Source organism: Microbacterium sp. JZ101 (assembly GCF_053903175.1).
Genome location: NZ_CP096400.1, coordinates 1,451,559 through 1,473,260, shown reverse-complemented (window position 1 = coordinate 1,473,260; position 21,702 = coordinate 1,451,559). Strand labels below are relative to the sequence as shown.

22 protein-coding genes are annotated in these 21,702 nt (G+C 71.2%); 9 read left to right on the top strand and 13 right to left on the bottom strand.

Annotation, left to right across the window (positions count from 1 at the left end; translation table 11 throughout):
* Positions 1 to 39 precede the first annotated feature (39 nt).
* Positions 40 to 591, top strand: a complete 552-nt coding sequence (locus M1D56_RS06730) for a TetR family transcriptional regulator (RefSeq protein WP_456285049.1) — start codon at positions 40 to 42, stop codon at positions 589 to 591.
* Positions 592 to 597: 6 nt separating this feature from the next.
* Here the strand turns inward: M1D56_RS06730 and M1D56_RS06725 are convergent, their stop codons facing one another.
* The 7 genes from M1D56_RS06725 to sufB all read right to left on the bottom strand — a co-directional run bounded on the left by M1D56_RS06725 (position 598) and on the right by sufB (position 7,281).
* On the bottom strand, positions 598 to 2,001 hold the full coding sequence (locus M1D56_RS06725; protein ID WP_456285048.1) for an MFS transporter: 1,404 nt from the start codon (positions 1,999 to 2,001) through the stop codon (positions 598 to 600).
* Complete coding sequence (locus tag M1D56_RS06720) at positions 1,998 to 3,152, bottom strand: MalY/PatB family protein (protein WP_324011599.1); 1,155 nt, start codon at positions 3,150 to 3,152, stop codon at positions 1,998 to 2,000. The genes M1D56_RS06725 and M1D56_RS06720 overlap by 4 nt, the downstream gene beginning before the upstream one ends.
* 64 nt (positions 3,153 to 3,216) lie before the next feature.
* Positions 3,217 to 3,546: a metal-sulfur cluster assembly factor gene (locus M1D56_RS06715; protein ID WP_271174059.1), complete on the bottom strand. Its 330-nt coding sequence runs from the start codon at positions 3,544 to 3,546 to the stop codon at positions 3,217 to 3,219.
* 9 nt (positions 3,547 to 3,555) lie between these two features.
* Entirely contained in the window at positions 3,556 to 4,326 is a 771-nt protein-coding gene (sufC, locus tag M1D56_RS06710) for a Fe-S cluster assembly ATPase SufC (protein WP_271174058.1), read from the bottom strand.
* 1 nt (position 4,327) lies between these two features.
* Positions 4,328 to 4,654 (bottom strand): non-heme iron oxygenase ferredoxin subunit, encoded by a 327-nt coding sequence (locus M1D56_RS06705; RefSeq protein WP_271174057.1) that lies wholly within the window; start codon positions 4,652 to 4,654, stop codon positions 4,328 to 4,330.
* Entirely contained in the window at positions 4,651 to 5,862 is a 1,212-nt protein-coding gene (gene sufD / locus M1D56_RS06700) for a Fe-S cluster assembly protein SufD (protein ID WP_271174056.1), read from the bottom strand. Before sufD ends, M1D56_RS06705 begins: the two co-directional genes overlap by 4 nt.
* Positions 5,863 to 7,281, bottom strand: coding sequence for a Fe-S cluster assembly protein SufB (sufB, locus tag M1D56_RS06695; RefSeq protein WP_271174055.1), 1,419 nt, complete (start codon positions 7,279 to 7,281; stop codon positions 5,863 to 5,865).
* Positions 7,282 to 7,515: 234 nt separating this feature from the next.
* Between sufB and M1D56_RS06690 the strand changes: the two genes are divergently transcribed.
* Complete coding sequence (locus tag M1D56_RS06690) at positions 7,516 to 8,460, top strand: COX15/CtaA family protein (RefSeq protein WP_456285047.1); 945 nt, start codon at positions 7,516 to 7,518, stop codon at positions 8,458 to 8,460.
* On the opposite strand, the gene M1D56_RS06685 is transcribed toward M1D56_RS06690, so the two are convergent.
* On the bottom strand, positions 8,457 to 8,975 hold the full coding sequence (locus M1D56_RS06685) for a YbhB/YbcL family Raf kinase inhibitor-like protein (protein WP_271174053.1): 519 nt from the start codon (positions 8,973 to 8,975) through the stop codon (positions 8,457 to 8,459). The genes M1D56_RS06690 and M1D56_RS06685 overlap by 4 nt on opposite strands.
* Positions 8,976 to 9,006: 31 nt before the next feature.
* Positions 9,007 to 9,447: a VOC family protein gene (locus tag M1D56_RS06680; RefSeq protein WP_456285046.1), complete on the bottom strand. Its 441-nt coding sequence runs from the start codon at positions 9,445 to 9,447 to the stop codon at positions 9,007 to 9,009.
* A gap of 138 nt (positions 9,448 to 9,585) precedes the next feature.
* Here M1D56_RS06680 and M1D56_RS06675 point away from each other — a divergent pair, with 138 nt between their 5' ends.
* Complete coding sequence (locus M1D56_RS06675; protein ID WP_456285045.1) at positions 9,586 to 9,978, top strand: dinucleotide-utilizing enzyme; 393 nt, start codon at positions 9,586 to 9,588, stop codon at positions 9,976 to 9,978.
* Between the two features lie 26 nt (positions 9,979 to 10,004).
* Here the strand turns inward: M1D56_RS06675 and M1D56_RS06670 are convergent, their stop codons facing one another.
* Both M1D56_RS06670 and M1D56_RS06665 read right to left on the bottom strand, forming a co-directional pair.
* The gene (locus M1D56_RS06670) at positions 10,005 to 11,495 is read right to left on the bottom strand and encodes an MFS transporter (RefSeq protein ID WP_456285044.1); all 1,491 of its coding nucleotides are present in this window, start codon (positions 11,493 to 11,495) and stop codon (positions 10,005 to 10,007) included.
* Between the two features lie 35 nt (positions 11,496 to 11,530).
* Complete coding sequence (locus M1D56_RS06665; protein ID WP_271174049.1) at positions 11,531 to 12,463, bottom strand: heme o synthase; 933 nt, start codon at positions 12,461 to 12,463, stop codon at positions 11,531 to 11,533.
* 292 nt (positions 12,464 to 12,755) lie between these two features.
* On the opposite strand from M1D56_RS06665, the gene tkt reads away from it, so the two are divergent.
* From tkt to pgl, 6 genes are read left to right on the top strand one after another with little or no spacing between them, the layout of a single operon-like run.
* Positions 12,756 to 14,852, top strand: a complete 2,097-nt coding sequence (gene tkt, locus M1D56_RS06660; protein ID WP_456285043.1) for a transketolase — start codon at positions 12,756 to 12,758, stop codon at positions 14,850 to 14,852.
* Positions 14,849 to 15,955, top strand: coding sequence for a transaldolase (gene tal, locus M1D56_RS06655; RefSeq protein ID WP_271174047.1), 1,107 nt, complete (start codon positions 14,849 to 14,851; stop codon positions 15,953 to 15,955). The genes tkt and tal overlap by 4 nt, the downstream gene beginning before the upstream one ends.
* Positions 15,952 to 17,550 (top strand): glucose-6-phosphate isomerase, encoded by a 1,599-nt coding sequence (locus tag M1D56_RS06650; RefSeq protein WP_456285042.1) that lies wholly within the window; start codon positions 15,952 to 15,954, stop codon positions 17,548 to 17,550. Before tal ends, M1D56_RS06650 begins: the two co-directional genes overlap by 4 nt.
* Before the next feature lie 23 nt (positions 17,551 to 17,573).
* Positions 17,574 to 19,121, top strand: a complete 1,548-nt coding sequence (gene zwf / locus M1D56_RS06645) for a glucose-6-phosphate dehydrogenase (protein WP_271174045.1) — start codon at positions 17,574 to 17,576, stop codon at positions 19,119 to 19,121.
* Entirely contained in the window at positions 19,118 to 20,056 is a 939-nt protein-coding gene (locus tag M1D56_RS06640) for a glucose-6-phosphate dehydrogenase assembly protein OpcA (RefSeq protein WP_271174044.1), read from the top strand. Before zwf ends, M1D56_RS06640 begins: the two co-directional genes overlap by 4 nt.
* A complete protein-coding gene (gene pgl / locus M1D56_RS06635) occupies positions 20,056 to 20,829 on the top strand; it encodes a 6-phosphogluconolactonase (RefSeq protein ID WP_324011608.1) in 774 nt (257 codons plus the stop codon). The genes M1D56_RS06640 and pgl overlap by 1 nt, the downstream gene beginning before the upstream one ends.
* Before the next feature lie 233 nt (positions 20,830 to 21,062).
* Here pgl and M1D56_RS06630 read toward each other — a convergent pair whose 3' ends face one another.
* Entirely contained in the window at positions 21,063 to 21,416 is a 354-nt protein-coding gene (locus M1D56_RS06630; RefSeq protein WP_271174041.1) for an RNA polymerase-binding protein RbpA, read from the bottom strand.
* Positions 21,416 to 21,664 (bottom strand): preprotein translocase subunit SecG, encoded by a 249-nt coding sequence (gene secG / locus M1D56_RS06625; RefSeq protein ID WP_271174040.1) that lies wholly within the window; start codon positions 21,662 to 21,664, stop codon positions 21,416 to 21,418. The genes M1D56_RS06630 and secG overlap by 1 nt, the downstream gene beginning before the upstream one ends.
* Positions 21,665 to 21,702 lie beyond the last annotated feature (38 nt).

Below are 21,702 nucleotides of genomic sequence, written 5' to 3'. Positions count from 1 at the left end.
ACAGCGTTCACGTGAACGGCGTTCAGTATACTCATGGGCATGGCCGACGCGACGACAGCCCGCAACGATCGCGCCGGCATCGTCGAGGCCGCCCTGCGCATCCTCGACACCCACGGACTGGGCGATCTCACCATGCGGCGGCTCGCGGCCGAGCTCGACGTGCGCGCCAGCGCGCTCTACTGGCACTTCGACAGCAAGCAGGTGCTCCTCGCCGCGCTCGCGGATCGCATCGTGCGGGCGGCGGAGGTCGACGACGACGCCTCACCGGCCGAGGTCGCGCTCGCCCTCCGCGACGCGCTTCTCGCGCATCGCGACGGCGCCGAGGTCGTGCTGAGCACGCAGGCGCTCGCGCTCGGCGAGGACGCGCCCCGCCGACGGCTCGCCGAGGCGCTCGCCCGGACGCTCCCGCAGGACGACGCCGACCGCGGGGCCGCCATCCTGCTCCCGTTCGTCCTCGGGCACGCGTCGCTCGTGCAGCAGCGGCTGCAGGCCGCCGAGCTGGGTGTCGTGCCGGGTGACGGCGCCGACGCAGCGGATGCCGACTTCCGGCACGGCGTCGCGGTGATCCTCGCGGGTCTCGGCGCCGTCTGAGCGCGCTCAGACCTCGCGCGCGTGGCCCAGGCGCAGCCCGGGGACGAGCGCGGCCAGCGCGAGCAGGAGCCCGATGCCGAAGACCGCGGCGAACGCGCCCGACGCGCCCCCGAGGGCCGTGAACGCGAGCCCCATGACCGCCATCGTCGCCGACGCCCCCACCGAGTCGCTGATCTGGAGCGCCGAGGAGTTGAACCCCTGGTTGCGAGCCGATGAGTAGGCGATCGTGAGCACGGTGAGCCGAGGGTAGACGAGGCCCATGCCGAGTCCCGCGAAGCCCCAGAAGCCGATCGGCACCCAGGCCGGCAGGCCGAGCGCGGCCGTGAGCATGCACGCGGTGAGGGCGACCGCGAGCAGGGCGGCGCCGAGCAGCGCGATGCGGCGGTTCCCCGTCCGATCTCCGAATCGCCCCGACAGCTCTGCCGCTGCAGCCCAGGTGAGCGCCGCGACGGTGAGACCGGCCCCCGCCGTCGTCGGAGAGAACCCGAAGCGGTCGATGAGCAGGTACGGCACGTAGATCTCGGCGCCGAAGAGCGCGCCCGCGATGAGCCCGCGCATCACGATGACGCTCGGCAGTCCGCGTGCGAGGCGGATCGTCCGCGCCGGCAGGAGCGGCAGGATGGACGCCGCGACGACGACGAGCGATGCGGCCGCCGCGAGCCAGCCGAGCGCCCCCTCGATCTCGCCGGAGAGGCTGAGCGCGAGGGCCCCGACCGCGACGACGACCGCGAACAGGAGGCGTCGCGCGATGCCGCCCATGTGGGGCTCCTCCGGCGACGTGCGAAGGCCCCGCAGGCTGGGCGCGATCATCGCGAAGGCGGCGACGGTGAGGATCGCGATCCCCGCGAAGACCCACCGCCAGTGGAGATACTGGGCAACGGCGCCCGCGAGCACCGGGCCGACGAGCGAGGGGACGATCCACGCGGCCGAGAACGCCGCCATGACCCGACCCTGCACCTGCGCGGGGAAGACACGTGCGACGACGACGTAGAGCGCGACGACCTGGCCTCCCGAGCCGAGTCCCATGATGAGCCGCCCGACGACGAGCGTCGTCATGTCGCCCGCGAGCGCGTCGATCGCAAGGCCCGCGACGAAGAACAGCGCGGCCGTGAAGAGCGGTGCGACGGGCCCCGTCCGATCCGACCACGCGCCGGCCGCGACCATCCCGATCACCGCGGTCGCGAACGTCCCCGAGAACGCGACGGCGTACAGGGCCTCGCCGTTCAGGTCGCTCGCCACGACCAGCATCACCGTGGTGACGGCGAGGGACTGGAGCGCGGCGAGGAAGATGAGCGCCACCGCGCCGAGCGTCGTGAGGAGGTACGGCCTCCGCCAGATGCTCGGCCCCGCGGTCGCGGGCACGACCGGAACCTGCCCCGACGCGGCGGCGCGGGGATCCACCCCGCTCACGACGCGATGAGCGCGCCGATGCGCCGGATGGCCGCCTCGAGGATCTCCGGTCCGGTGCCGTAGTTGATGCGCGCGAATCCCGCGCCCTCCGCGCCGAAGGACGGCCCGGGGTTGAGCGCGACCTTCGCGTCCTTGAGGATGCGCCGCGACGGGTCGTCGCCCCATCCGAGCGCGCCGAGGTCGACCCAGGCGAGGAAGCCGGCGTCGCCCGGCAGATAGCGCGCGCCGGGCACGTGCTCCGCGAGCAGGTCCGCGAGCAGCGCGCGGTTGGCGTCGAGTCGCGCGATCAGAGCGTCGAGCCATCCGTCGCCGTCCTCGAACGCCGCGATCCCCGCGAGGATGCCGAACAGCCCCGTGCGCCACTCGACCTCCATGGGGATCCGGCTCACGACGGCGTGCGCGGCGTCGGAGGCCGTGACGAAATGCGCGCATTTGAGCCCCGCGAGGTTGAACGCCTTGCTCGCGCTCGTGAGGGCGATGCCGACCTCGGCCGCCGTCTCGCTCGCCGCGAGGAACGGCGTGTACTCCGCGCCGGGCAGCACGAGCGGCGCGTGGATCTCATCGCTGATCACCCACGCGCCATGGCGCGCGGCGATCTCGGCCAGCTCCGCGAGCGCCTCGCGCGCGTGCACCGTGCCGGTCGGATTGTGCGGGTTGCAGAGCAGGATGGCCTTCGCGCCGGCCGCGAACGCCGCGTCGATGCCGTCGAGGTCGAGCTGCCAGCCGGCGTCGGTGCGAACCAGGGGGACGCGGATGGCCTCGGTGGCCGACTCCTCGTGCACCGCGAAGAAGGGCGGGTAGACCGGCGGCGTGACGATGACGCCCTCGCCGGGGCCGGCCACCGCGCGGATGGCCTCGGCGACGCCCATCATGACGTCGCACGTCGTGCGCACGCGCGCGGGGTCGACCTCCCAGCCGTAGCGGCGGCTCGCGAAGCCCGCGAACGCCTCCGGATAGCGCGTGCGCGGGGGCACGTACCCCGTGTCGCCGCGCTCGACCGCCGCGCTGAGCGCCTGCGAGATGGCCGGTGCGAGCGGGAAGTCCGTCTCGGCCACGAAGAGCGGCAGGACGTCGGCGGGGTACGTCGCCCACTTCGTGCTCGTTCGGGTGCGCAGGGTCTCCAGGGGCAGGGCGTCGAGGGGCGTGGTCACCCTTCGAGCCTAGACGCGGAACGACCCGGAGCCGCGGCTCCGGGTCGTTCCGTGTCGGTCGGTCTCAGATCGCGAATCCGAGGGCGCGCATCATGTCGCGCCCGTCGTCGGTGATCCGCTCGGGACCCCACGGCGGCATCCACACCCAGTTGATGCGGAAGCGGTCGACCACGCCATCGAGGGCCTGGGCCGTCTGCTCCTCGAGCACGTCGGTCAGCGGGCACCCGGCGCTCGTGAGCGTCATGTGGATGACGAGCGCGTCGTTCTCGTCGTCCCACGCGAGGTCGTAGATGAGCCCGAGGTCGACGACGTTGACGCCGAGCTCGGGGTCCATGACCTCCTTGAGGGCCTCGATGACCTCGTCGTACTTCTCCGGGGTGAGGGTCGCGGACATGTCGCGAGCCTACGCCTCGATCGGCTCGCCGGGGGCGAAGTACCGGTCGTAGCCCTCGTTCTCGAGGCGCTCGGCGAGCTCCGGCCCGCCCTCCTCGACGACCTGGCCCTTGACCATGACGTGCACGAAGTCCGGCTTGATGTAGCGGAGGATGCGCGTGTAGTGCGTGATGAGGAGGACGCCGAGGCCGGTGTTCTCCTTGGCGCGGTTCACGCCCTCCGAGACGATCTTGAGCGCGTCGACGTCGAGCCCCGAGTCGGTCTCGTCGAGGATGGCCAGCTGCGGCTTGAGGAGCTCGAGCTGGAGGATCTCGTGGCGCTTCTTCTCGCCGCCCGAGAAGCCCTCGTTGACGTTGCGCTGCGCGAACCTGTCGTCCATCCGGAGGTTCTTCATGCCCTCCTTGACCTGCTTGGTCCACGTGCGGATCGCCGGCGCCTCGCCGTCGAGCGCGGTCTTGGCGGTGCGGAGGAAGTTCGTCACCGTCACGCCGGGGATCTCGACCGGGTACTGCATCGCGAGGAACAGGCCGGCGCGGGCGCGCTCGTCGACCGACATCTCGAGGACGTCCTCGCCGTCGAGCGTGATCGAGCCGGAGGTCACGGTGTACTTCGGGTGACCGGCGATGGTCGACGCGAGGGTCGACTTGCCCGAGCCGTTGGGGCCCATGATCGCGTGGGTCTCGCCCGTCTTCACGGTGAGGTTGACGCCGTTGAGGATGGGCGTCGTACCCTCATCGGTCTCGACCGTCACGTGCAGGTCGCGGATCTCGAGGACAGCCATTTCAGATTTCCTTCTTCACATTCGGGTCGATGAGCACGTCGTCGCCGTCGATCTGGACGACGTAGACCGGGACGGGCTCGTAAGCGGGGAGGTTCAGGGGCTTGCCCGTGCGGAGCGAGAAGGCCGAGCCGTGGGCCCAGCACTCGAGCGATTCGCCCTCGACGAAGCCCTCGGACAGCGAGATGTCGCCGTGCGTGCAGACATCGCCGATCGCGTGCACCTCGTCGTTCGAGTCGCGCACGACCGCGATCGGCACGCCGTCGACGACGACCCGCAGCGCGGTGTCCGGCTCGAGCTCGCTGAACGAGCACACACGGGACGCGGTCATGCCGCCGCCCCGTCTGCGAGCTCCTTCTCGATCGCGGCGACGAGCTCGTCCTGCAGGCCGGGCACGTCGATCTTCTGCGCGATCTCGTTCAGGAAGCCGAGGACGACGAGGCGGCGCGCCTCGGCCTCGGTGATGCCGCGCGCCTGGAGGTAGAACAGCTGCTCGTCATCGAATCGACCGGTCGCGGACGCGTGGCCGGCGCCCTTGATGTCGCCGGTCTGGATCTCGAGGTTCGGGATCGAGTCCGCGCGCGCGCCGTTCGTGAGGATGAGGTTGCGGTTCGCCTCGTAGGAGTCGGTCCCGGTCGCGTCGGGGCCGATGAGCACGTCGCCGATCCAGACCGAGCGGGCCGTGAGGCCCTGCAGCGCGCCCTTGTAGAGCACGTCGCCGGTCGTCTCCGGGCCCTTGTGGAAGAGGTAGACCTGGCTCTCGAGGTGCTGCCCGTCGTCGGCGAAGGCGAGGCCGTAGACCTCGCCGTTCGCGCCCTGGCCGGCGAGCTCGACGTTCGGGTTCACCCGGACGACGCCGCCGCCGAAGCTCACGACGACGTGGCGGAGCGTCGCATCGCGGTCGACGCGCGCCTGGTGGGCAGCGGCGTGCACGGCCGAGTCGTCCCACTGCTGCACCGAGACGACCGTGAGCTGGGCGCCGTCGCGCACGAGGATCTCGACGTTCTGCGCGTACTGGGCCGTGCCCGTGTGCCGCAGCACGACGGTGGCCTTCGACAGCTCGAGCGCCTCGATCACGATGTGCGCGTCAGCGCGGCGGTCAGCGCCCTGGCCGTCGACGAGGACGACGATCGGCTCGGCGACCTCCTCCTCGCGCGGGACGCGGATGTGCAGCGCCTCGGCGGCCCCCTGCCAGGCCACGGCGGCCGGCAGGTCCTCGGGCTCGAAGAACTCGCCGCGCGGCGCCGTGCCGGCGGCGAGGGGTGCCGCGGCGTACTGCCCGCCCGAGACGAAGGTCGTGGTCACGCCGTCGTTCGCGTCGGCGACCGCGAAGAGCGGCGCGATGCGGTCGACGGGCGTGTGCTTCCAGTTGACCTCGCGGCCCGTGGGCGTGCCGAAGTCGGCCGGCTCGTAGGAGCGGAGCCGCTCCGAGCGCGTCTGGACGGGGACGACGGCGTCGTCGCGGAGAGCCGCGGCCGGGTCCACGTGAGCGTGCGTGTCCTGCGCCGTCTGCTCCGGCGCCTGCGTCGGGGTCGTCATCTAGCCGACCGATCCTTCCATGCCCATCTCGATGAGCTTGTTGAGCTCCAGTGCGTACTCCATGGGCAGCTCGCGCGCGATCGGCTCGATGAACCCGCGCACGATCATGGCCATCGCCTCGTCCTCGGGGAGGCCGCGGCTCATGAGGTAGAACAGCTGCTCCTCGCTGACCTTCGAGACGGTCGCCTCGTGGCCGAGCTGCACGTCATCGACGCGGATGTCGATCGCCGGGTAGGTGTCGCTGCGCGAGATCGTGTCGACCAGGAGCGCGTCGCAGCGCACGGTGTTCGCCGAGTGGTGCGCGTTCGCGTCGACGCGCACCTCGCCGCGGTAGCCGGCGCGACCGCCGCCGCGGGCGATCGACTTCGAGACGATCGACGACTGCGTGTACGGCGCCATGTGGATCATCTTCGCGCCGGCGTCCTGGTGCTGGCCGGGGCCCGCGAAGGCGACCGAGAGGGTCTCGCCCTTGGCGCGCTCGCCCATGAGGAAGATCGACGGGTACTTCATCGTCACCTTGGAGCCGATGTTGCCGTCGATCCACTCCATCGTCGCGCCCTCGTGCGCGATCGCGCGCTTGGTGACGAGGTTGTAGACGTTGTTCGACCAGTTCTGGATCGTCGTGTAGCGCACGCGAGCGTTCTTCTTCACGATGATCTCGACGACCGCCGAGTGCAGCGAGTCGCTCTTGTAGATGGGAGCCGTGCAGCCCTCGATGTAGTGGACGTACGAGTCCTCGTCGGCGATGATGAGCGTCCGCTCGAACTGGCCCATGTTCTCCGTGTTGATGCGGAAGTAGGCCTGGAGCGGGATCTCGACGTGGACGCCCTTGGGCACGTAGACGAACGAGCCGCCCGACCAGACGGCCGTGTTCAGCGCGGCGAACTTGTTGTCGCCGGCCGGGATGACCGTGCCGAAGTACTCCTCGAAGAACTCGGGGTGCTCGCGCAGCGCGGTGTCGGTGTCCATGAAGATGACGCCCTGCGCCTCCAGGTCCTCGCGGATCTGGTGGTACACGACCTCCGACTCGTACTGAGCAGCGACGCCCGCGACGAGGCGCTGGCGCTCGGCCTCGGGGATGCCGAGGCGCTCGTACGTGTTCTTGATGTCCTCGGGGAGGTCCTCCCAGGACTGCGCCTGCTTCTCGGTGGAGCGGACGAAGTACTTGATGTTGTCGAAGTCGATCTCGCTGAGGTCGGCGCCCCACGTCGGCATCGGCTTGCGTCCGAAGAGCTGGAGGCCCTTGAGACGGTTCTTGAGCATCCATTCCGGCTCGCTCTTGAGGGCCGAGATGTCGCGCACGACGGCCTCGCTGAGGCCGCGCCTGGCGCTCGCGCCAGCCGCGTCGGCATCGTGCCATCCGAACTCGTACACCCCCAGACCTTCGAGCTCGGGGCGGTCGATCAGCACATCAGACATGACGCTTCACACTCTCCTCAGGGGTCTCGCAGCGGTGTCATCCGCCCCGGTCGCTCGGAGCGGAGCGGCCGTCTGTGGGACCCGGCTTCCGGCGCGATCGCTCGCACCTACACTGTTAGTGGATGCGCTGAGCGCACGCGCCCGCATCCTCAGTCACCCACGATTCTACAGGTTCCGCCTCGTTCGGCGCCGTTCGCGCCGGACGCTCAGGCGAACCGCAGGAGGCGCCTCGCCATGCCCGCCGACACCGCACCATCCGCCGCCGCCGACCTGCGCACGCGGTTCGTCTCCTGGCTTCCGACCGCGGTCGACGCGCGCGTGCGCGTCGCGGCCTGGCTGTCGTTCATCGCCGAGACGGTCATCATCGGCACGGGCGGCGCCGTGCGCCTCACGGGGTCGGGCCTGGGCTGCTCGGAGTGGCCGCTGTGCACGCCGGAGTCGCTCGTTCCGACCCCCGAGATGGGCGTGCACGGACTCATCGAGTTCGGCAACCGCACGATGACGGGCGTCGTCGGCCTCGTCGCCCTCGCCGTGCTCGTGCTCGTGTGGCGGATGCGCGCCGAGCGCCGCGACCTGTTCGCGCTCGCGGCGATCGTGCTCGGCGGCATCGTCGCGCAGGCCGTGGTCGGCGGCATCACCGTGTGGACGGGGCTGAACCCCTTCATCGTCGGCTTCCACTACGCCGCGTCGCTCACCCTCGTGTGCCTGACCGCGGCGTTCCTCGTCCGCGCGTACGACGCACCGGGACCGCGCAGCCTCGCGGTCCCCCGCTGGTACCTGATCCTCACGCACGTCACGTCCCTCGTGCTCGCGGTGACGATCCTCTTCGGCGTCCTGACGACCGGCTCCGGCCCGCACTCGGGCGACGCCGAGGTGATCCGCCGCGGGTTCGACGCGACGGTCCTCGCCCATGTGCACTCCTGGCCCGGCTACATCCTGCTCGGGCTCGTCGTCGTGCTCCTCGCGGCCGCCTGGACGCTCCGCCTGCCGACGCGCCGCTGGACGGCCGTGCTGCTGCTCGCGATCGGCGTGCAGATCCTCGTGGGCGTGATCCAGGCGAGGAACGGCCTGCCCGAGCTGCTCGTCGGCATCCACATGGTGCTCGCCGCGCTGTCGGCCGCGACGTTCACGGTGGTCGTGCTGCGGATGAAGACCCCCGCTGCGCTCCCCCGCGACTAATCGGCCGTCGCGGTCGCGACGAGGATGCCGCGGGCCAGCGAGTGGAAATGACGCTGGAATCCGAGGATCGACGGCGTCGCGTCCGACGTGATGTCGAGGTGCTCGACGTCGAGGGCGTCCACGACGAAGAAGTAGCGGTGGACCCCCGTGCCCGGAGGCGGCCCCGCGCCGATGTAGCCGGGGACCCCCGCCTCGTTGCGCAGGGTGATGCCGGGCGTGCGCCCCGCCTCGCCCGTCGCGAACGACGTCACGTCGGCGGGCACGTCGTAGACCGCCCAGTGCCAGTAGCCGGCGCCCGTGGGCGCATCCGGGTCGAAGCACGACACGGCGTACGACCGCGTTCCCTCCGGCGCGCCCGACCAGCTGAGCTGGGGCGACGTGTCGGAGCCGCCGCCGGCGGATCCCCACTGCGCGAGAGGCAGCGGCTGCCCCTCGGCGATGTCGGTGCTCGTGAGCGCGAGCGGCGCGAAGCTGCGCAGCGTCGCGAGCTCGGCGTACGGATCGTATGAGAACACAGGACTCCTTCCGATCGGCGTCGCGTCCAGACTAGCGAGAGCGCCGCTGCTCCTCCGCGAGCATCACGAGGATGCCGCTCGGGCCGCGCACGTAGGTCAGGCGGTAGACCCCCTGGTAGTCCGCGACGCCGCGCAGCGGGCGACAGCCGTGCCGGGCGGCGATCTCGAGCGCCGCATCGAGGTCGTCGACCGAGAACGCGACGCGGTGCATCCCGATCTCGTTCGGGAGGGTCGGCTCCGTCTCGAGCGCATCGGGGTGGAGGTACTCGAAGAGCTCGAGCCGTCCGCTCCCATCCGGCGTCTCGAGCATCGCGATCCGCGCGTGGTTGCCGTCGAGTCCCACCGCCGTGTCCGCCCATTCGCCGCTCACCTCGTCGCGCCCGATGACGGCGAGGCCGAGATCGCGGAAGAACGCGATCGCCTCCTCGAGGTCGCGGACGGCGATGCCGACGTTCTCCATCCTGATGCCCATGGGCGGCACGATAGGCCCGCGAGGGCGCCACCACCAGGGCCGCGGTTCACAGAGGACGCATAGCCCGCGCATCGGCCGCGCCCTGGCCGGGTCGCGAGGGTGGACCCCGCGCCGAGATGCGGCGCACAGAGGAGGATCATGACTCACCCCGCCCGTCTCACCCGCAGCGCCGCGTACTGGACGCTCGTGCTCGCATCCGTGCTCGCGATCGCGGGCGGCATCGCGCTGTCCCTGCCCCGCATCGGCACCATGGAGGAGATGCTCCTGAACGGCACGGCGACCGGCGTGGAGGTGTACGTCGGCCAGGCCTGGATCACCCTCGCTGCGGGGCTCGTGGGCGCGGGCGCCGTCGGGCTGATCCTCGCGCTCGCCCTCGCCGCCGCGAAGGCCCTCGTCGCGCCGCGCGCCGCCGAAGCGCAGGCCCCGGCGATGTCCGCCGAGGACCAGCCCGCCGACGATGAGCCGGCCGATGAGCCCGCCGCGCACGTGCACACCGCGCCGGCCGTCTCGGAGCCCGCCGAGGTCCGCTGAGGGCGCAGGTCGGGTGCCGGGGAGGCTCAGGCCTCTCCGGCTCCCGACCGGTCGCGGCGCAGTCGCGACCCCATGTCGATGAGGGCGACAGCGAACGCGACCGCGACGAAGAGCGCGACCGACATGAGCCCGATCGCGTAGGCATCGTGGTACACCTCGAGCGCCGGCTTCTCGGCCGTCTCGCGGTAGATCGTCGCGTAGAAGAGCGAGAGACCGACCGCCGTGCCGATCGCGGTGCCGACGCGCTGTCCGAGCTGTCCGATCGATCCGGCGACGCCGCCCTGCACGGGCGGGATCTCGGCGAGAGTGAGCGTCTGGTTGGGCGAGATGACCATGCCGCCGCCGAGGCCGCCCACGACCATCACCGCCGCCATCGCCCAGGGCGTGGCAGCCGGCGGGATGAACAGCGCGGTCACGGCGAGCCCGACGACCGTCGCGAGCACGAGGACGAGGCCGACGACCACCACGGGGCGCCCGAAGCGCCCGACGAGCTGACCGCCGAACCACGAGGAGACGGCGCTCGCGAGGGCGAACCCGATCGTGACCATGCCGGCGTGCAGCGCGGACACGCCGAGGCCGGTCTGCAGGAAGAGGGTCGTGAGCAGGAACAGGGCGGGCAGGCCCGTGAAGTACGCGGCCATGATGATCGTGCCGTTGCGGAACGACGACACGCGGAACAGGCGCAGCGTGATGAGGGGCGAGCCGCCCCTGCGCTCGTATCCGCGCTCCCACGCGACGAAGGCGGCCGCGAACAGCACGAAGACGACGAGCGTCCACCACCGCTCGGGGGCGTCGTCAGGCGAGCCCGTCGTGAAGAGGAAGGGCAGCATGAGCGCGACGACCGCGACGCCGAAGAGGAGCACGCCCACGGGGTCGAGCGAGACCGGGTCGCGGCTCGGCCTGCGCAGCTCCGGCAGCAGCCACAGGACGAGCCCGAACGCGATCGCGAACAGGGGGACGTTCATCCAGAAGATCCATCGCCATCCGTCGGCCTCCCCGCCGACCGCGATGAGGAGGCCGCCGATCGTGGGGCCGAAGGCCGTGGCGAGGCCGATCATCGCGCCGAAGAGACCGAAGGCTGTGCCGCGCTCCCTGCCCGTGAACAGCTGCTGGATGGTGCCCATCACCTGCGGCATCTGGATGCCCGCTGCCACGCCCTGCAGGAGCCGCGCTGCCAGCAGCACCCAGATGTCGCCCGCGAGCGCGCACGCGGCGCTCGACAGCGTGAAGAGCACGAGGCCGATGAGCAGGAGCGACTTGCGTGACCGCTGGTCGCCGAGGCGACCCATCGGCACGAGCACGAGCCCGAACGCGAGGATGTATCCCGAGACGACGAGCTGGAGCTCGGTCGATCCGGCGCCGAAGGCCGTCTCGATCGCAGGGAGCGCGACGTTGACCTTCGAGATGTCGAGGATCGTGAAGCCCGACACGCTCACGCAGACCCAGAACGCCTCCCACCGGCGGCGGTCGGAGATCGGGATGGAGCGGGTCGGCGGCTGCGCGGGAGGGTTCGTCATCACTCAGAACGCTACCCCTGCGCGCGCCGGACGCGTCAGAACGGCAGCAGCGGGTCGACCGCGACGGCGACGAAGACGAGCGTGAGGTACGTGATCGACGCGTGGAAGACGCGCATCGGGCGCGGTCGGCTCTCGCCGTCCTGCTCGAGCACCGTGCGGTTGTAGAGCCGGTGCGACTCGTAGATGAACCAGCCGCCGAAGACGAGCGCCGACACCGAGTACACGAGGCCCATGCCGGCGACCGGGATGAGCAGGAGCGAGCACGCGACGGTCGCCCATGCGTAGAGGATGATCTGCAGGCCGACCTGGGATCCCGATCGCGTGGCCCCGAGCATCGGGACGTCGGTGTTCTCGTAGTCGACCGCGTACTTGATGGAGAGCGGCCAGTAGTGCGGCGGCGTCCACAGGAACACGAGCGCGAAGAGGATGAAGGGCGCCCAGTCCAGGCCGTTCGTGACGGCGGCCCAGCCGATGAGCACCGGGAAGCACCCGGCGATGCCGCCCCAGACGATGTTCTGCTCGGTGCGGCGCTTGAGGATCATCGTGTAGATCACGACGTAGAAGAAGATCGCGAACGCCGACAGCGACGCCGTCAGGAGATTCGTCGTCGCCAGGAACCAGACGGTCGAGACGATCGCGAGGGTCCACGCGAACACGAGCGCGCTGCGGGGCGAGATCTCCCCCGTCACGATCGGCCGGTTCTCGGTGCGCGCCATGTGCGCGTCGATGTCGCGGTCGATGTACATGTTGAACGCGGCCGCGGAGCCGGCGCTCAGCGATCCGCCGATGACGGTCGCGAGCACGAGCCAGAGGTTCGGGACGCCGTTCGCGGCGAGGAACATGACCGGCACGGTCGACACGAGCAGCAGCTCGAGCACGCGCGGCTTCGTGAGCGCGACGTACGCGCGGATCTTCCGGCCGAGACGCTGACGCGAGGTCCGATCCGAATCGACGATCGTCGTGGACATGCGCTCACGTCTCCCCTCGGCTGGCACAGGCACATCCGATTCTAGGCCATCGGCGCGCCGCCCGGATCCTCCTCACACCCGTGCGGCCGGCGTCGTGAGACGCACGTCACCCGCGCGTCACAGCGCTCTGCCACACTCGGCGCAACCGGTCGTCACAGACCGGCACGCCCCATCCGCCGCGAGGCTATGCTGGGGCCAGAAACGCGCGCCCGAGTGCCGTCTGCTTCGCCTGTGTTACGGGATCCGCGGACCGAGAGCCGGGCGCACAAGCCCCACCACGAAAGGCGGTCCGGTGTCGGAACTGCGTTGGGATGAGATCGATCGGCGCGCTGTGGACACAGCACGCCTGCTGGCGGCAGACGCCGTGGAGAAGGTCGGCAACGGCCACCCGGGAACGGCGATGAGCCTCGCTCCCGCGGCGTACCTCCTGTACCAGCGGGTGCTGCGGCACGACCCTGCGGACACGCAGTGGCCCGGTCGCGACCGGTTCATCCTGTCCGCTGGCCACTCCTCGCTGACCCAGTACGTGCAGCTGTACCTCGGCGGCTTCGGGCTCGAGCTCGACGACCTCAAGGCACTGCGCACGTGGGGCTCGCTGACCCCCGGCCACCCCGAGTACGGCCACACGAAGGGCGTCGAGATCACGACCGGCCCGCTCGGTCAGGGCCTGGCCTCGTCGGTCGGCTTCGCGTACGCGGCGCGCTACGAGCGCGGCCTGTTCGACCCCGAGGCGCCGGCGGGCGAGAGCCCGTTCGACCACCACATCTACGTGATCGCGGGCGACGGCGACCTGCAGGAGGGCGTCACGAGCGAGGCCGGCTCGCTCGCGGGCCACCAGCAGCTCGGCAACCTCATCGCGATCTACGACTCGAACCAGATCTCGATCGAGGACGACACGAACGTCGCCTTCACCGAGGATGTCGCCGCGCGCTACGAGGCGTACGGCTGGCAGGTGCTCACGGTCGACTGGAAGAAGTCGGGCGAGTACGTCGAGGACGTGCAGGAGCTGTTCGCGGCGATCGAGGCGGCCAAGGCAGAGACCTCGAAGCCGTCGCTCATCACCCTGAAGACGATCATCGGCTACCCCTCGCCGGGCAAGCAGAACTCCGGCAAGATCCACGGCGCGAAGCTCGGCGCCGAGGAGCTCGCCGCGACGAAGAAGGTGCTCGGGTTCGACCCCGAGGAGCACTTCGCGGTCGCCGACGACGTGATCGCGCACACGCGCCAGCTCGTCGAGCGCGGCGCCGCCGCGCACGCAGAGTGGCAGAAGGCGTTCGACGCGTGGGCCGAGGCGAACCCCGAGCGCAAGGCGCTGTGGGACCGCCTGCAGGCGGGCGAGCTGCCCGAGGGCATCGAGAGCGCGCTTCCCGTGTTCGAGGCGGGCAAGGACGTGTCCACGCGCGCCGCGTCGGGCCAGGTCATCAACGCCCTCGCGGCCGAGCTGCCCGAGCTGTGGGGCGGCTCCGCCGACCTCGCCGAGTCGAACCTCACGACGATCAAGGACGCCGCGTCGTTCATCCCCGCCGAGTGGTCGACGCACGAGTGGTCGGGCAACCCCTACGGCCGCGTGCTGCACTTCGGCATCCGCGAGCACGCGATGGGCGCCATCCTCAACGGCATCGTCCTGCACGGCCCGACGCGCGCCTTCGGCGGCACGTTCCTCATCTTCAGCGACTACATGCGCCCAGCGGTCCGTCTCGCGGCGCTCATGAACGTGCCCAGCGTGTTCGTCTGGACGCACGACTCCGTCGCCCTCGGCGAGGACGGCCCGACGCACCAGCCCGTCGAGCAGCTCGCGACGCTCCGCTCGATCCCGAACCTCGCCGTCGTGCGTCCCGCGGACGCCAACGAGACGGGCGTCGTGTGGCTCGAGATCCTGCGTCGCCGTCAGGGCCCCGCGGGCATCGCGCTCACGCGTCAGAACATCCCCGTCTACGAGCGCGGCGACGGGGAGGCGCGCGGCGACGTGTTCGCCTCCGCGGCTCACGCCGTCAAGGGCGCCTACGTCCTGGCCGAGGCGCCGAACGGCACGCCCGATGTCATCCTCATCGCGACGGGCTCCGAGGTGCAGCTCGCCGTCGAGGCGCGCGAGCGCCTCGCGGCCGACGGCGTGAACGCGCGCGTCGTGTCCGCGCCGTCGCTCGAGTGGTTCGCCGAGCAGAGCGAGGAGTACCGCGAGAGCGTGCTGCCCTCGTCCGTCACCGCGCGCGTCTCGGTCGAGGCGGGCGTCGCGCTCACGTGGCGCGGCATCGTCGGCGACAAGGGCCGCTCGGTCTCCATCGAGCACTTCGGCGCCTCCGCCGACTACAAGACGCTGTTCGAGAAGTTCGGCATCACCGCGGACGCCGTCGTGGCGGCCGCACGCGAGACCCTCAAGGAGAACGCATGACCTCCCCCACCGCAGACCTGTCCGCCGCCGGCGTCAGCATCTGGCTCGACGACCTGTCGCGCTCGCGCATCACGTCGGGCAACCTGCACGAGCTCATCGAGACGCGCGACGTCGTCGGCATCACGACGAACCCGACGATCTTCCAGGGCGCGATCTCGGCGCACGTGGGCTACGAGGACTCGATCGCGGCGCAGGCCGCGGCGGGCGCCTCGGCCGACGACGCGATCTTCGCGCTCACGACGACCGACGTGAGCGACGCCTGCGACATCTTCCGTCCGATCTACGACCGCACGAACGGCGTGGACGGGCGCGTGTCGATCGAGGTCTCCCCCGACCTGGCCCACGACACCGAGGGCACGATCGCGCAGGCGAAGCAGCTCCACGCGGCCGTCGACCGCGAGAACGTCCTCATCAAGATCCCCGCGACGAAGGCGGGCCTGCCCGCCATCACCGAGGTGATCGGCGCGGGCATCTCCGTCAACGTCACGCTGATCTTCAGCCTCGAGCGCTACGCCGAGGTCATCGACGCCTACCTCGCCGGCCTCGAGAAGGCGAAGGAGGCCGGGCACGACCTGTCGGGCATCCACTCCGTCGCGTCGTTCTTCGTGTCGCGCGTGGACACCGAGGTCGACAAGCGCCTCGCGGCGATCGGCACGGACGAGGCGCTCGCGCTCAAGTCGAAGGCCGGCCTCGCCAACGCGCGCCTGGCGTACGAGCTGTTCGAGCAGAAGTTCGCGGAGGACCGCGCGAAGGGCCTGCTCGCCGCCGGCGCGAACCTGCAGCGTCCGCTGTGGGCCTCGACCGGCGTCAAGGACCCGGCGCTTCCCGACACCCTCTACGTGACCGAGCTCGTCGCGCCGGGCGTCGTCAACACGATGCCCGAGAAGACGCTCCAGGCCACGTTCGACCACGGCGTCGTCACGGGCGACACCGTGACGGGCGCGTACGAGGACGCGCGCGAGGTCTTCTCCGCGCTCGCGGGCGTGGGCGTCGACTTCGCCGACGTGACCCAGGTGCTCGAGGACGAGGGCGTCGAGAAGTTCATCGCGTCGTGGCACGACCTCCAGGAGACCGTGCGCACCGCGCTGGAGTCCGCCAAGTGACATTCGCCATCCGCGTGTCCGGTGCGGCGAGGACCGCCGCAGAGGAGGCCGTTCCCGGCCTCGTCGCGGACCTCGTCGCATCGGGCATCACCGCCGAGGACCCCACCCTGTGGGGCTCCTCGGCGGAGGGCGAGGCGGCGCGCCGGCTCGGCTGGGTCCAGGCCGTCGCGAACTCGCGCCCGCTCGTGGCGGAGATCGTCGCTCTGCGCGACGACCTCCGCGCGCGCGGCGTGGACCGCATCGTCCTCTCGGGGATGGGCGGCTCGTCGCTCGCCCCCGAGGTGATCGCGCGCTCGGCCGGCGTCGAGCTCGACATCCTCGACTCGACCTCCCCGGGCGACGTGCTGGCCGCTCTGGACGGCGGCCTCGAGCGCACGGCGCTCGTCGTCTCGTCGAAGTCCGGCTCGACCATCGAGACCGACGCGCACCGCCGCGTCTTCGAGACCGCCTTCCGCGATCTCGGCATCGACCCCGCAGAGCGCATCGTCGTCGTGACCGACCCGGGCTCGCCGCTCGACACGGCTGCCCGAGAGGCCGGCTATCGCGTCTTCGCCGCCGACCCCGAGGTGGGCGGCCGCTACTCGGCCCTCACGGCGTTCGGCCTCGTGCCGAGCGGCCTCGCCGGCGCGGACATCGAGCAGCTGCTCGACGAAGCGGAGGCCGTGATGCTCGACGTCGCGATCGACTCGCCGTCGAACCCCGCTCTCGTGCTGGGAGCGGCGATCGCCGCGACCGAGCCGCGCCGCGACAAGCTCGGCCTCATCGCCGACGGCACGCGCCTCGAGGGACTGACCGACTGGATCGAGCAGCTGCTCGCCGAGTCCACGGGCAAGGACGGCAAGGGCATCCTGCCGGTCGTCCTCCTCCCGGTCTCCCCCGAGGTCGAGCAGACGCCGTCCGACATGCAGCTCGTGCGCATCGTCGACGACGTCGACGATGCGCCGCACCACAACCCCGGCGAGGTGCTCGTGAGCGGAGCGCTCGGCGAGCAGTTCCTCGTGTGGGAGTACGCGGTCGCGGTCGCGTCGCGTCTCATCGGGGTGAACCCGTTCGATCAGCCCGACGTCGAGTCGGCGAAGGAGGCTGCGCGCGGACTTCTCGCGCAGCGTCCCGAGCCCGCCGCCCCCGCCTTCACGGAGGACGGCGTCGAGGTGCGCGTGAGCGACCCCGCACTCGCCGAGTCGGGGACGATCGCGGGCGTCCTGGACGCGCTGTGGGCGCGTCTGCCGGAGGACGGGTACGTCTCGATCCAGGCCTACGTCGCGCGCACCGAGGTGCCGCAGCTCGACGGCCTGCGCGAGATGGTCGCCGCCGACTCGGGTCGCCCCGCGACCTTCGGGTGGGGGCCGCGGTTCCTCCACTCGACCGGGCAGTATCACAAGGGCGGCCCCGCGCAGGGCGTCTTCGTGCAGATCACGGAGCGCACGCCGGTCGACCTCGAGATCCCCGGTCTCCCCTTCACGTTCGGGCAGCTCATCGAGGCGCAGGCCGACGGCGACGCGAAGGTCCTGGCCGCGCTCGGCCGGCCCGTCGTGACGCTCACTCTCACCGATCCCCAGACCGAGGTTCTCTCGCTGTTCGAAGCAGCGCAGTAAGGGCAAGAGGAGTCCCCCCTTTCATGACCGTTGACATCTCGCGCGGCGTCAATCCGCTGCGCGATCCCGATGACCGCCGCCTCAACCGCATCGCGGGGCCCAGTGCCCTCGTGATCTTCGGTGTCACCGGCGATCTCTCGCGCAAGAAGCTCATGCCCGCGGTGTACGACCTGGCCAACCGCGGCCTGCTGCCCCCCGGCTTCGCACTGGTCGGGTTCGCCCGCCGTGACTGGGAGGACGAGGACTTCGCCCAGGTGGTGCAGGAGGCCGTCAAGCAGCACGCGCGCACCGAATACCGCGAGGAGACCTGGCAGCAGCTCGCGCAGGGCATCCGCTTCGTGCAGGGCGAGTTCGACGACCCCGCGGCATTCCGCCGTCTGCGCGAGACCGTCGACACCCTCGACGTCGAGCGCGGGACGATGGGCAACCACGCGTTCTACCTGTCGATCCCGCCGAAGTCGTTCCCCGTCGTCGCGCAGCAGCTGCTCGAGTCGGGGCTCGTCGACGACAAGCCCGACGACAACCGCTGGCGCCGCGTGGTCATCGAGAAGCCGTTCGGCCACGACCTCGAGTCCGCGCGCGAGCTCAACGACGCCCTCGAGGCCGCGTTCCCGGCCGACTCGATCTTCCGCATCGACCACTACCTCGGCAAGGAGACGGTCCAGAACATCCTGGCGCTGCGCTTCGCGAACGAGCTGTACGAGCCGATCTGGAACCGCAACTACGTCGACCACGTGCAGATCACGATGGCCGAGGACATCGGCGTGAGCGGTCGTGCGGGCTACTACGACGGCGTCGGCGCGGCGCGCGACGTCATCCAGAACCACCTGCTGCAGCTGCTCGCCCTCACCGCCATGGAGGAGCCGATCAGCCTCTCCGCCGAGCACCTGCGCGCGGAGAAGGAGAAGGTGCTCGCGGCCGTCACGCTGCCGGCCGACCTCTCCACGGCGACCGCGCGCGGGCAGTACGCGGGCGGATGGCAGGGCGGGAAGAAGGTGACCGGCTTCCTCGAGGAGGACGGGATGAGCCCGGAGTCGCGCACGGAGACGTACGCGGCCATCAAGCTCGACATCAACACCCGCCGCTGGGCCGGAGTGCCGTTCTACGTCCGCACGGGCAAGCGCCTCGGGCGTCGTGTGACCGAGATCGCGGTCGTGTTCAAGCGCGCCCCCGAGCACCTGTTCTCGCGCGGCCAGACGAGCGAGCTCGGCCAGAACGCGCTCGTCATCCGCGTGCAGCCGGACGAGGGCGTGACGCTGCGCTTCGGCTCGAAGGTCCCGGGCGCCGGCACGAACGTCCGCGACGTCACGATGGACTTCGGGTACGGCCACGCGTTCACCGAGGCCAGCCCCGAGGCGTATGAGCGGCTCATCCTCGACGTGCTGCTCGGCGACCCGCCCCTGTTCCCCCGCCACGAGGAGGTCGAGCTGTCCTGGCGCATCCTCGACCCCGTGGAGGAGTACTGGGCTTCGCTCGACGAGCCGCTCGAGCAGTACGACTCCGGGTCGTGGGGGCCGGCATCCGCCGACGCGCTCCTCGCCCGCGACGGCCGCGTTTGGAGGCGCCCGTGATCATCGACCTTCCCGACACCAGCGTCAGCGAGGTCGCCAAGCGCCTCGTCTCCGTGCGCGAGGAGGGCGGCGCGGTCGCTCTCGGCCGCGTGCTCACGCTCATCATCAAGTCGAAGCGGACGCTCGACGAGGCCGTCATCGACGCCGCGAACGACGCGTCGCGCGAGCACCCGATGCGCGTCATCGTGCTCGTGACCGACCCGCGCGGCGAGGCGAGGCTCGACGCCGAGATCCGCGTGGGCGGCGACGCGGGCGCGAGCGAGGTCATCGTGCTGCGCGCATTCGGCCCTGCGGCGAGCAACGAGGAGACCCTCATCACCGGCCTGCTGCTGCCCGACGCGCCCGTCGTCGTGTGGTGGCCCGACGAGCCGCCCGCACGCCCCGGCAAGGACGCGCTCGGCCGCATCGCCCAGCGGCGCATCACCGACACGTCCACCGCTCCGTACGCGCCGGACCGCCTGCGCCAGCTCGACCTCGTCTACACGCCCGGCGACACCGACCTCGCGTGGACCCGCCTCACGCGCTGGCGCGAGCAGCTCGCGGCCGTGCTCGACCAGCCGCCGTTCGAGCCCGTCACGGCCGTCGAGGTGCGCGGCGCCTCGACGTCTCCGTCGACCGCCCTCCTCGCCGCCTGGCTCGGGATGGCGCTCGACGTGCCCGTCGAGTGGTGCTACGAGGCGCCCGAGCGCTGGAACCACGGCATCCACTCCGTCGTGCTGCACCGCGCGGGGGGCGACATCGTGCTCGAGCGCACGAGCGCGACGCACGCGCGCCTCACCCAGCCGGGCCAGCCCGACCACGTGCTCCTCCTCCCCCGCCGCTCGCTGCGCGAGTGCATCGCCGAGGAGCTGCGTCGGCTCGACCCCGACCTGCTTTACGGCCGCGTCCTCACGGACGGCTGGGAGCGCCTGGGGCCGCCCACGGAGGAATTCTGATGGCCGACGCCGACACGCGGGTCGTCGTCCAGCCCGACAAGCCCGCGCTCGCGGAGCACGTCGCGAACCGCTTCGTGGGACTGCTCGCGCAGCTCACCCAGCTCTCGCGCCCCGTGCACGTGTCGCTCACGGGCGGCTCGATGGGCATCGCGGTCCTCGAGGCGACGGCCGCGCACCCCTGGCGGGACAACATCGACTGGTCGCTCGTCCACCTGTGGTGGAGCGACGAGCGGTTCGTGCCGCGCGGCGATGCCGAGCGCAACGCGGGTCAGGCCCGCGCGGCGCTCATCGACCGCATCGCCATCCCGGCCGAGAACGTCCACGAGCCGGCGGCAGCCGACGACGGGGTCACCCTCGACGAGGCGGCGACGGCCTACGCGGACGAGCTCGCGCGCTTCGCGTCGTCCGAGGAGCGCCGCTTCCCCGCGTTCGACGTGTGCTTCCTCGGCGTCGGCCCCGACGGCCACGTCGCCTCGCTCTTCCCCGATCGCGGGGAGGTCGCGGTGACCGACGCCGTGGTGCTGCCGGTGCGCGACTCCCCCAAGCCGCCGCCCGAGCGCGTCACGTTCACCCGCCCCGTCATCAACGGCTCCGCGCGGGTGTGGATGGTGCTGGCCGGCGCCGACAAGGCGTCGGCTCTCGGGCTCGTGATGGCCGGCGCGAGCTACGCGTCCGTTCCGGCGGCGGGCGCGTACGGCACCGAGCAGACGATCGTGTTCACCGATGCGGCCGCGGCCGCCGAGGTGCCCGACGACCTCATCGACCCCGACTAGACATCGCGAGCGCAGCGAGCCGCCTCCGGTCGTTGAGCGAGCGAAGCGAGGCGAAACGCTCCGCGAGCGCAGCGAGCCGCGTCCGGTCGTTGAGCGAGCGAAGCGAGGCGAAAAGCATCGCGAGCGAAGCGAGCCGCGTCCGGTCGTTGAGCGAGCGAAGCGAGGCGAAACGCATCGCGAGCGCAGCGAGAAGGCCCCCGATCCTCAGGATCGGGGGCCTTCTCGCAGATGGGCTACTGGCCGCGCTTCTCGCGGAGCTTCTGCAGCGCGTCGCCGAGGAGCTCTTCGGCCTCCTCGTCCGTGCGGCGCTCCTTCACGTACGCGAGGTGCGTCTTGTAGGGCTCGTTGCGCGAGGCCTCCGGCGGGTTCTCGCGGTCGCGCCCCGCCGGCAGTCCGGAGTGCGGATGGTCGATGACGTCGGGGATCTCCTCCTCGGCCACGCCCGCCGCGTAGTACCGCACGGTCTCGTTGCCGAGCGCATCCCAGTACGACACCGCCACGCGATCGGCGTGGTGGCCGTGGTCCTGCTCGCCCATAGGGCCCGATCCGACGCGCGTCCCGCGGATCGCGTTGCCGCCGACGGCCATCAGATCACCTGGAACTTGGTGATGAGGCCCAGGCCGACGATGGAGAGGAACCACACCAGCGCGAGGATGACGGTCAGGTAGTTCAGGTTGCGCTCGGCGAGGCCCGACGAGCCCACGGCCTGCGACATCCCGCCGCCGAACATGTCGGAGAGCCCGCCGCCGCGACCCTTGTGCAGGAGGATGAGCAGCGTCAGCAGGAGGCTGGTGACGCCCAGGATGACCTGGAGGATGAACTCGAGAACTTCCACGGAGAGCCTTTCGTGAGTGCGCGCGTGCGCCGCGCACA

Excerpts from the sequence above, each read along its gene's own strand:
- M1D56_RS06730 (WP_456285049.1), top strand. The coding sequence starts at position 40 with ATGGCCGACGCGACGACAGCCCGCAACGATCGCGCCGGCATCGTCGAG.
- M1D56_RS06715 (WP_271174059.1), bottom strand. The coding sequence starts at position 3,546 with ATGTCCGCGACCCTCACCCCGGAGAAGTACGACGAGGTCATCGAGGCC.
- sufC (WP_271174058.1), bottom strand. The coding sequence starts at position 4,326 with ATGGCTGTCCTCGAGATCCGCGACCTGCACGTGACGGTCGAGACCGAT.
- M1D56_RS06705 (WP_271174057.1), bottom strand. The coding sequence starts at position 4,654 with ATGACCGCGTCCCGTGTGTGCTCGTTCAGCGAGCTCGAGCCGGACACC.
- sufD (WP_271174056.1), bottom strand. The coding sequence starts at position 5,862 with ATGACGACCCCGACGCAGGCGCCGGAGCAGACGGCGCAGGACACGCAC.
- sufB (WP_271174055.1), bottom strand. The coding sequence starts at position 7,281 with ATGTCTGATGTGCTGATCGACCGCCCCGAGCTCGAAGGTCTGGGGGTG.
- M1D56_RS06690 (WP_456285047.1), top strand. The coding sequence starts at position 7,516 with ATGCCCGCCGACACCGCACCATCCGCCGCCGCCGACCTGCGCACGCGG.
- M1D56_RS06680 (WP_456285046.1), bottom strand. The coding sequence starts at position 9,447 with ATGGGCATCAGGATGGAGAACGTCGGCATCGCCGTCCGCGACCTCGAG.
- M1D56_RS06675 (WP_456285045.1), top strand. The coding sequence starts at position 9,586 with ATGACTCACCCCGCCCGTCTCACCCGCAGCGCCGCGTACTGGACGCTC.
- M1D56_RS06670 (WP_456285044.1), bottom strand. The coding sequence starts at position 11,495 with ATGACGAACCCTCCCGCGCAGCCGCCGACCCGCTCCATCCCGATCTCC.
- M1D56_RS06665 (WP_271174049.1), bottom strand. The coding sequence starts at position 12,463 with ATGTCCACGACGATCGTCGATTCGGATCGGACCTCGCGTCAGCGTCTC.
- tal (WP_271174047.1), top strand. The coding sequence starts at position 14,849 with ATGACCTCCCCCACCGCAGACCTGTCCGCCGCCGGCGTCAGCATCTGG.
- zwf (WP_271174045.1), top strand. The coding sequence starts at position 17,574 with ATGACCGTTGACATCTCGCGCGGCGTCAATCCGCTGCGCGATCCCGAT.
- pgl (WP_324011608.1), top strand. The coding sequence starts at position 20,056 with ATGGCCGACGCCGACACGCGGGTCGTCGTCCAGCCCGACAAGCCCGCG.
- M1D56_RS06630 (WP_271174041.1), bottom strand. The coding sequence starts at position 21,416 with ATGGCCGTCGGCGGCAACGCGATCCGCGGGACGCGCGTCGGATCGGGC.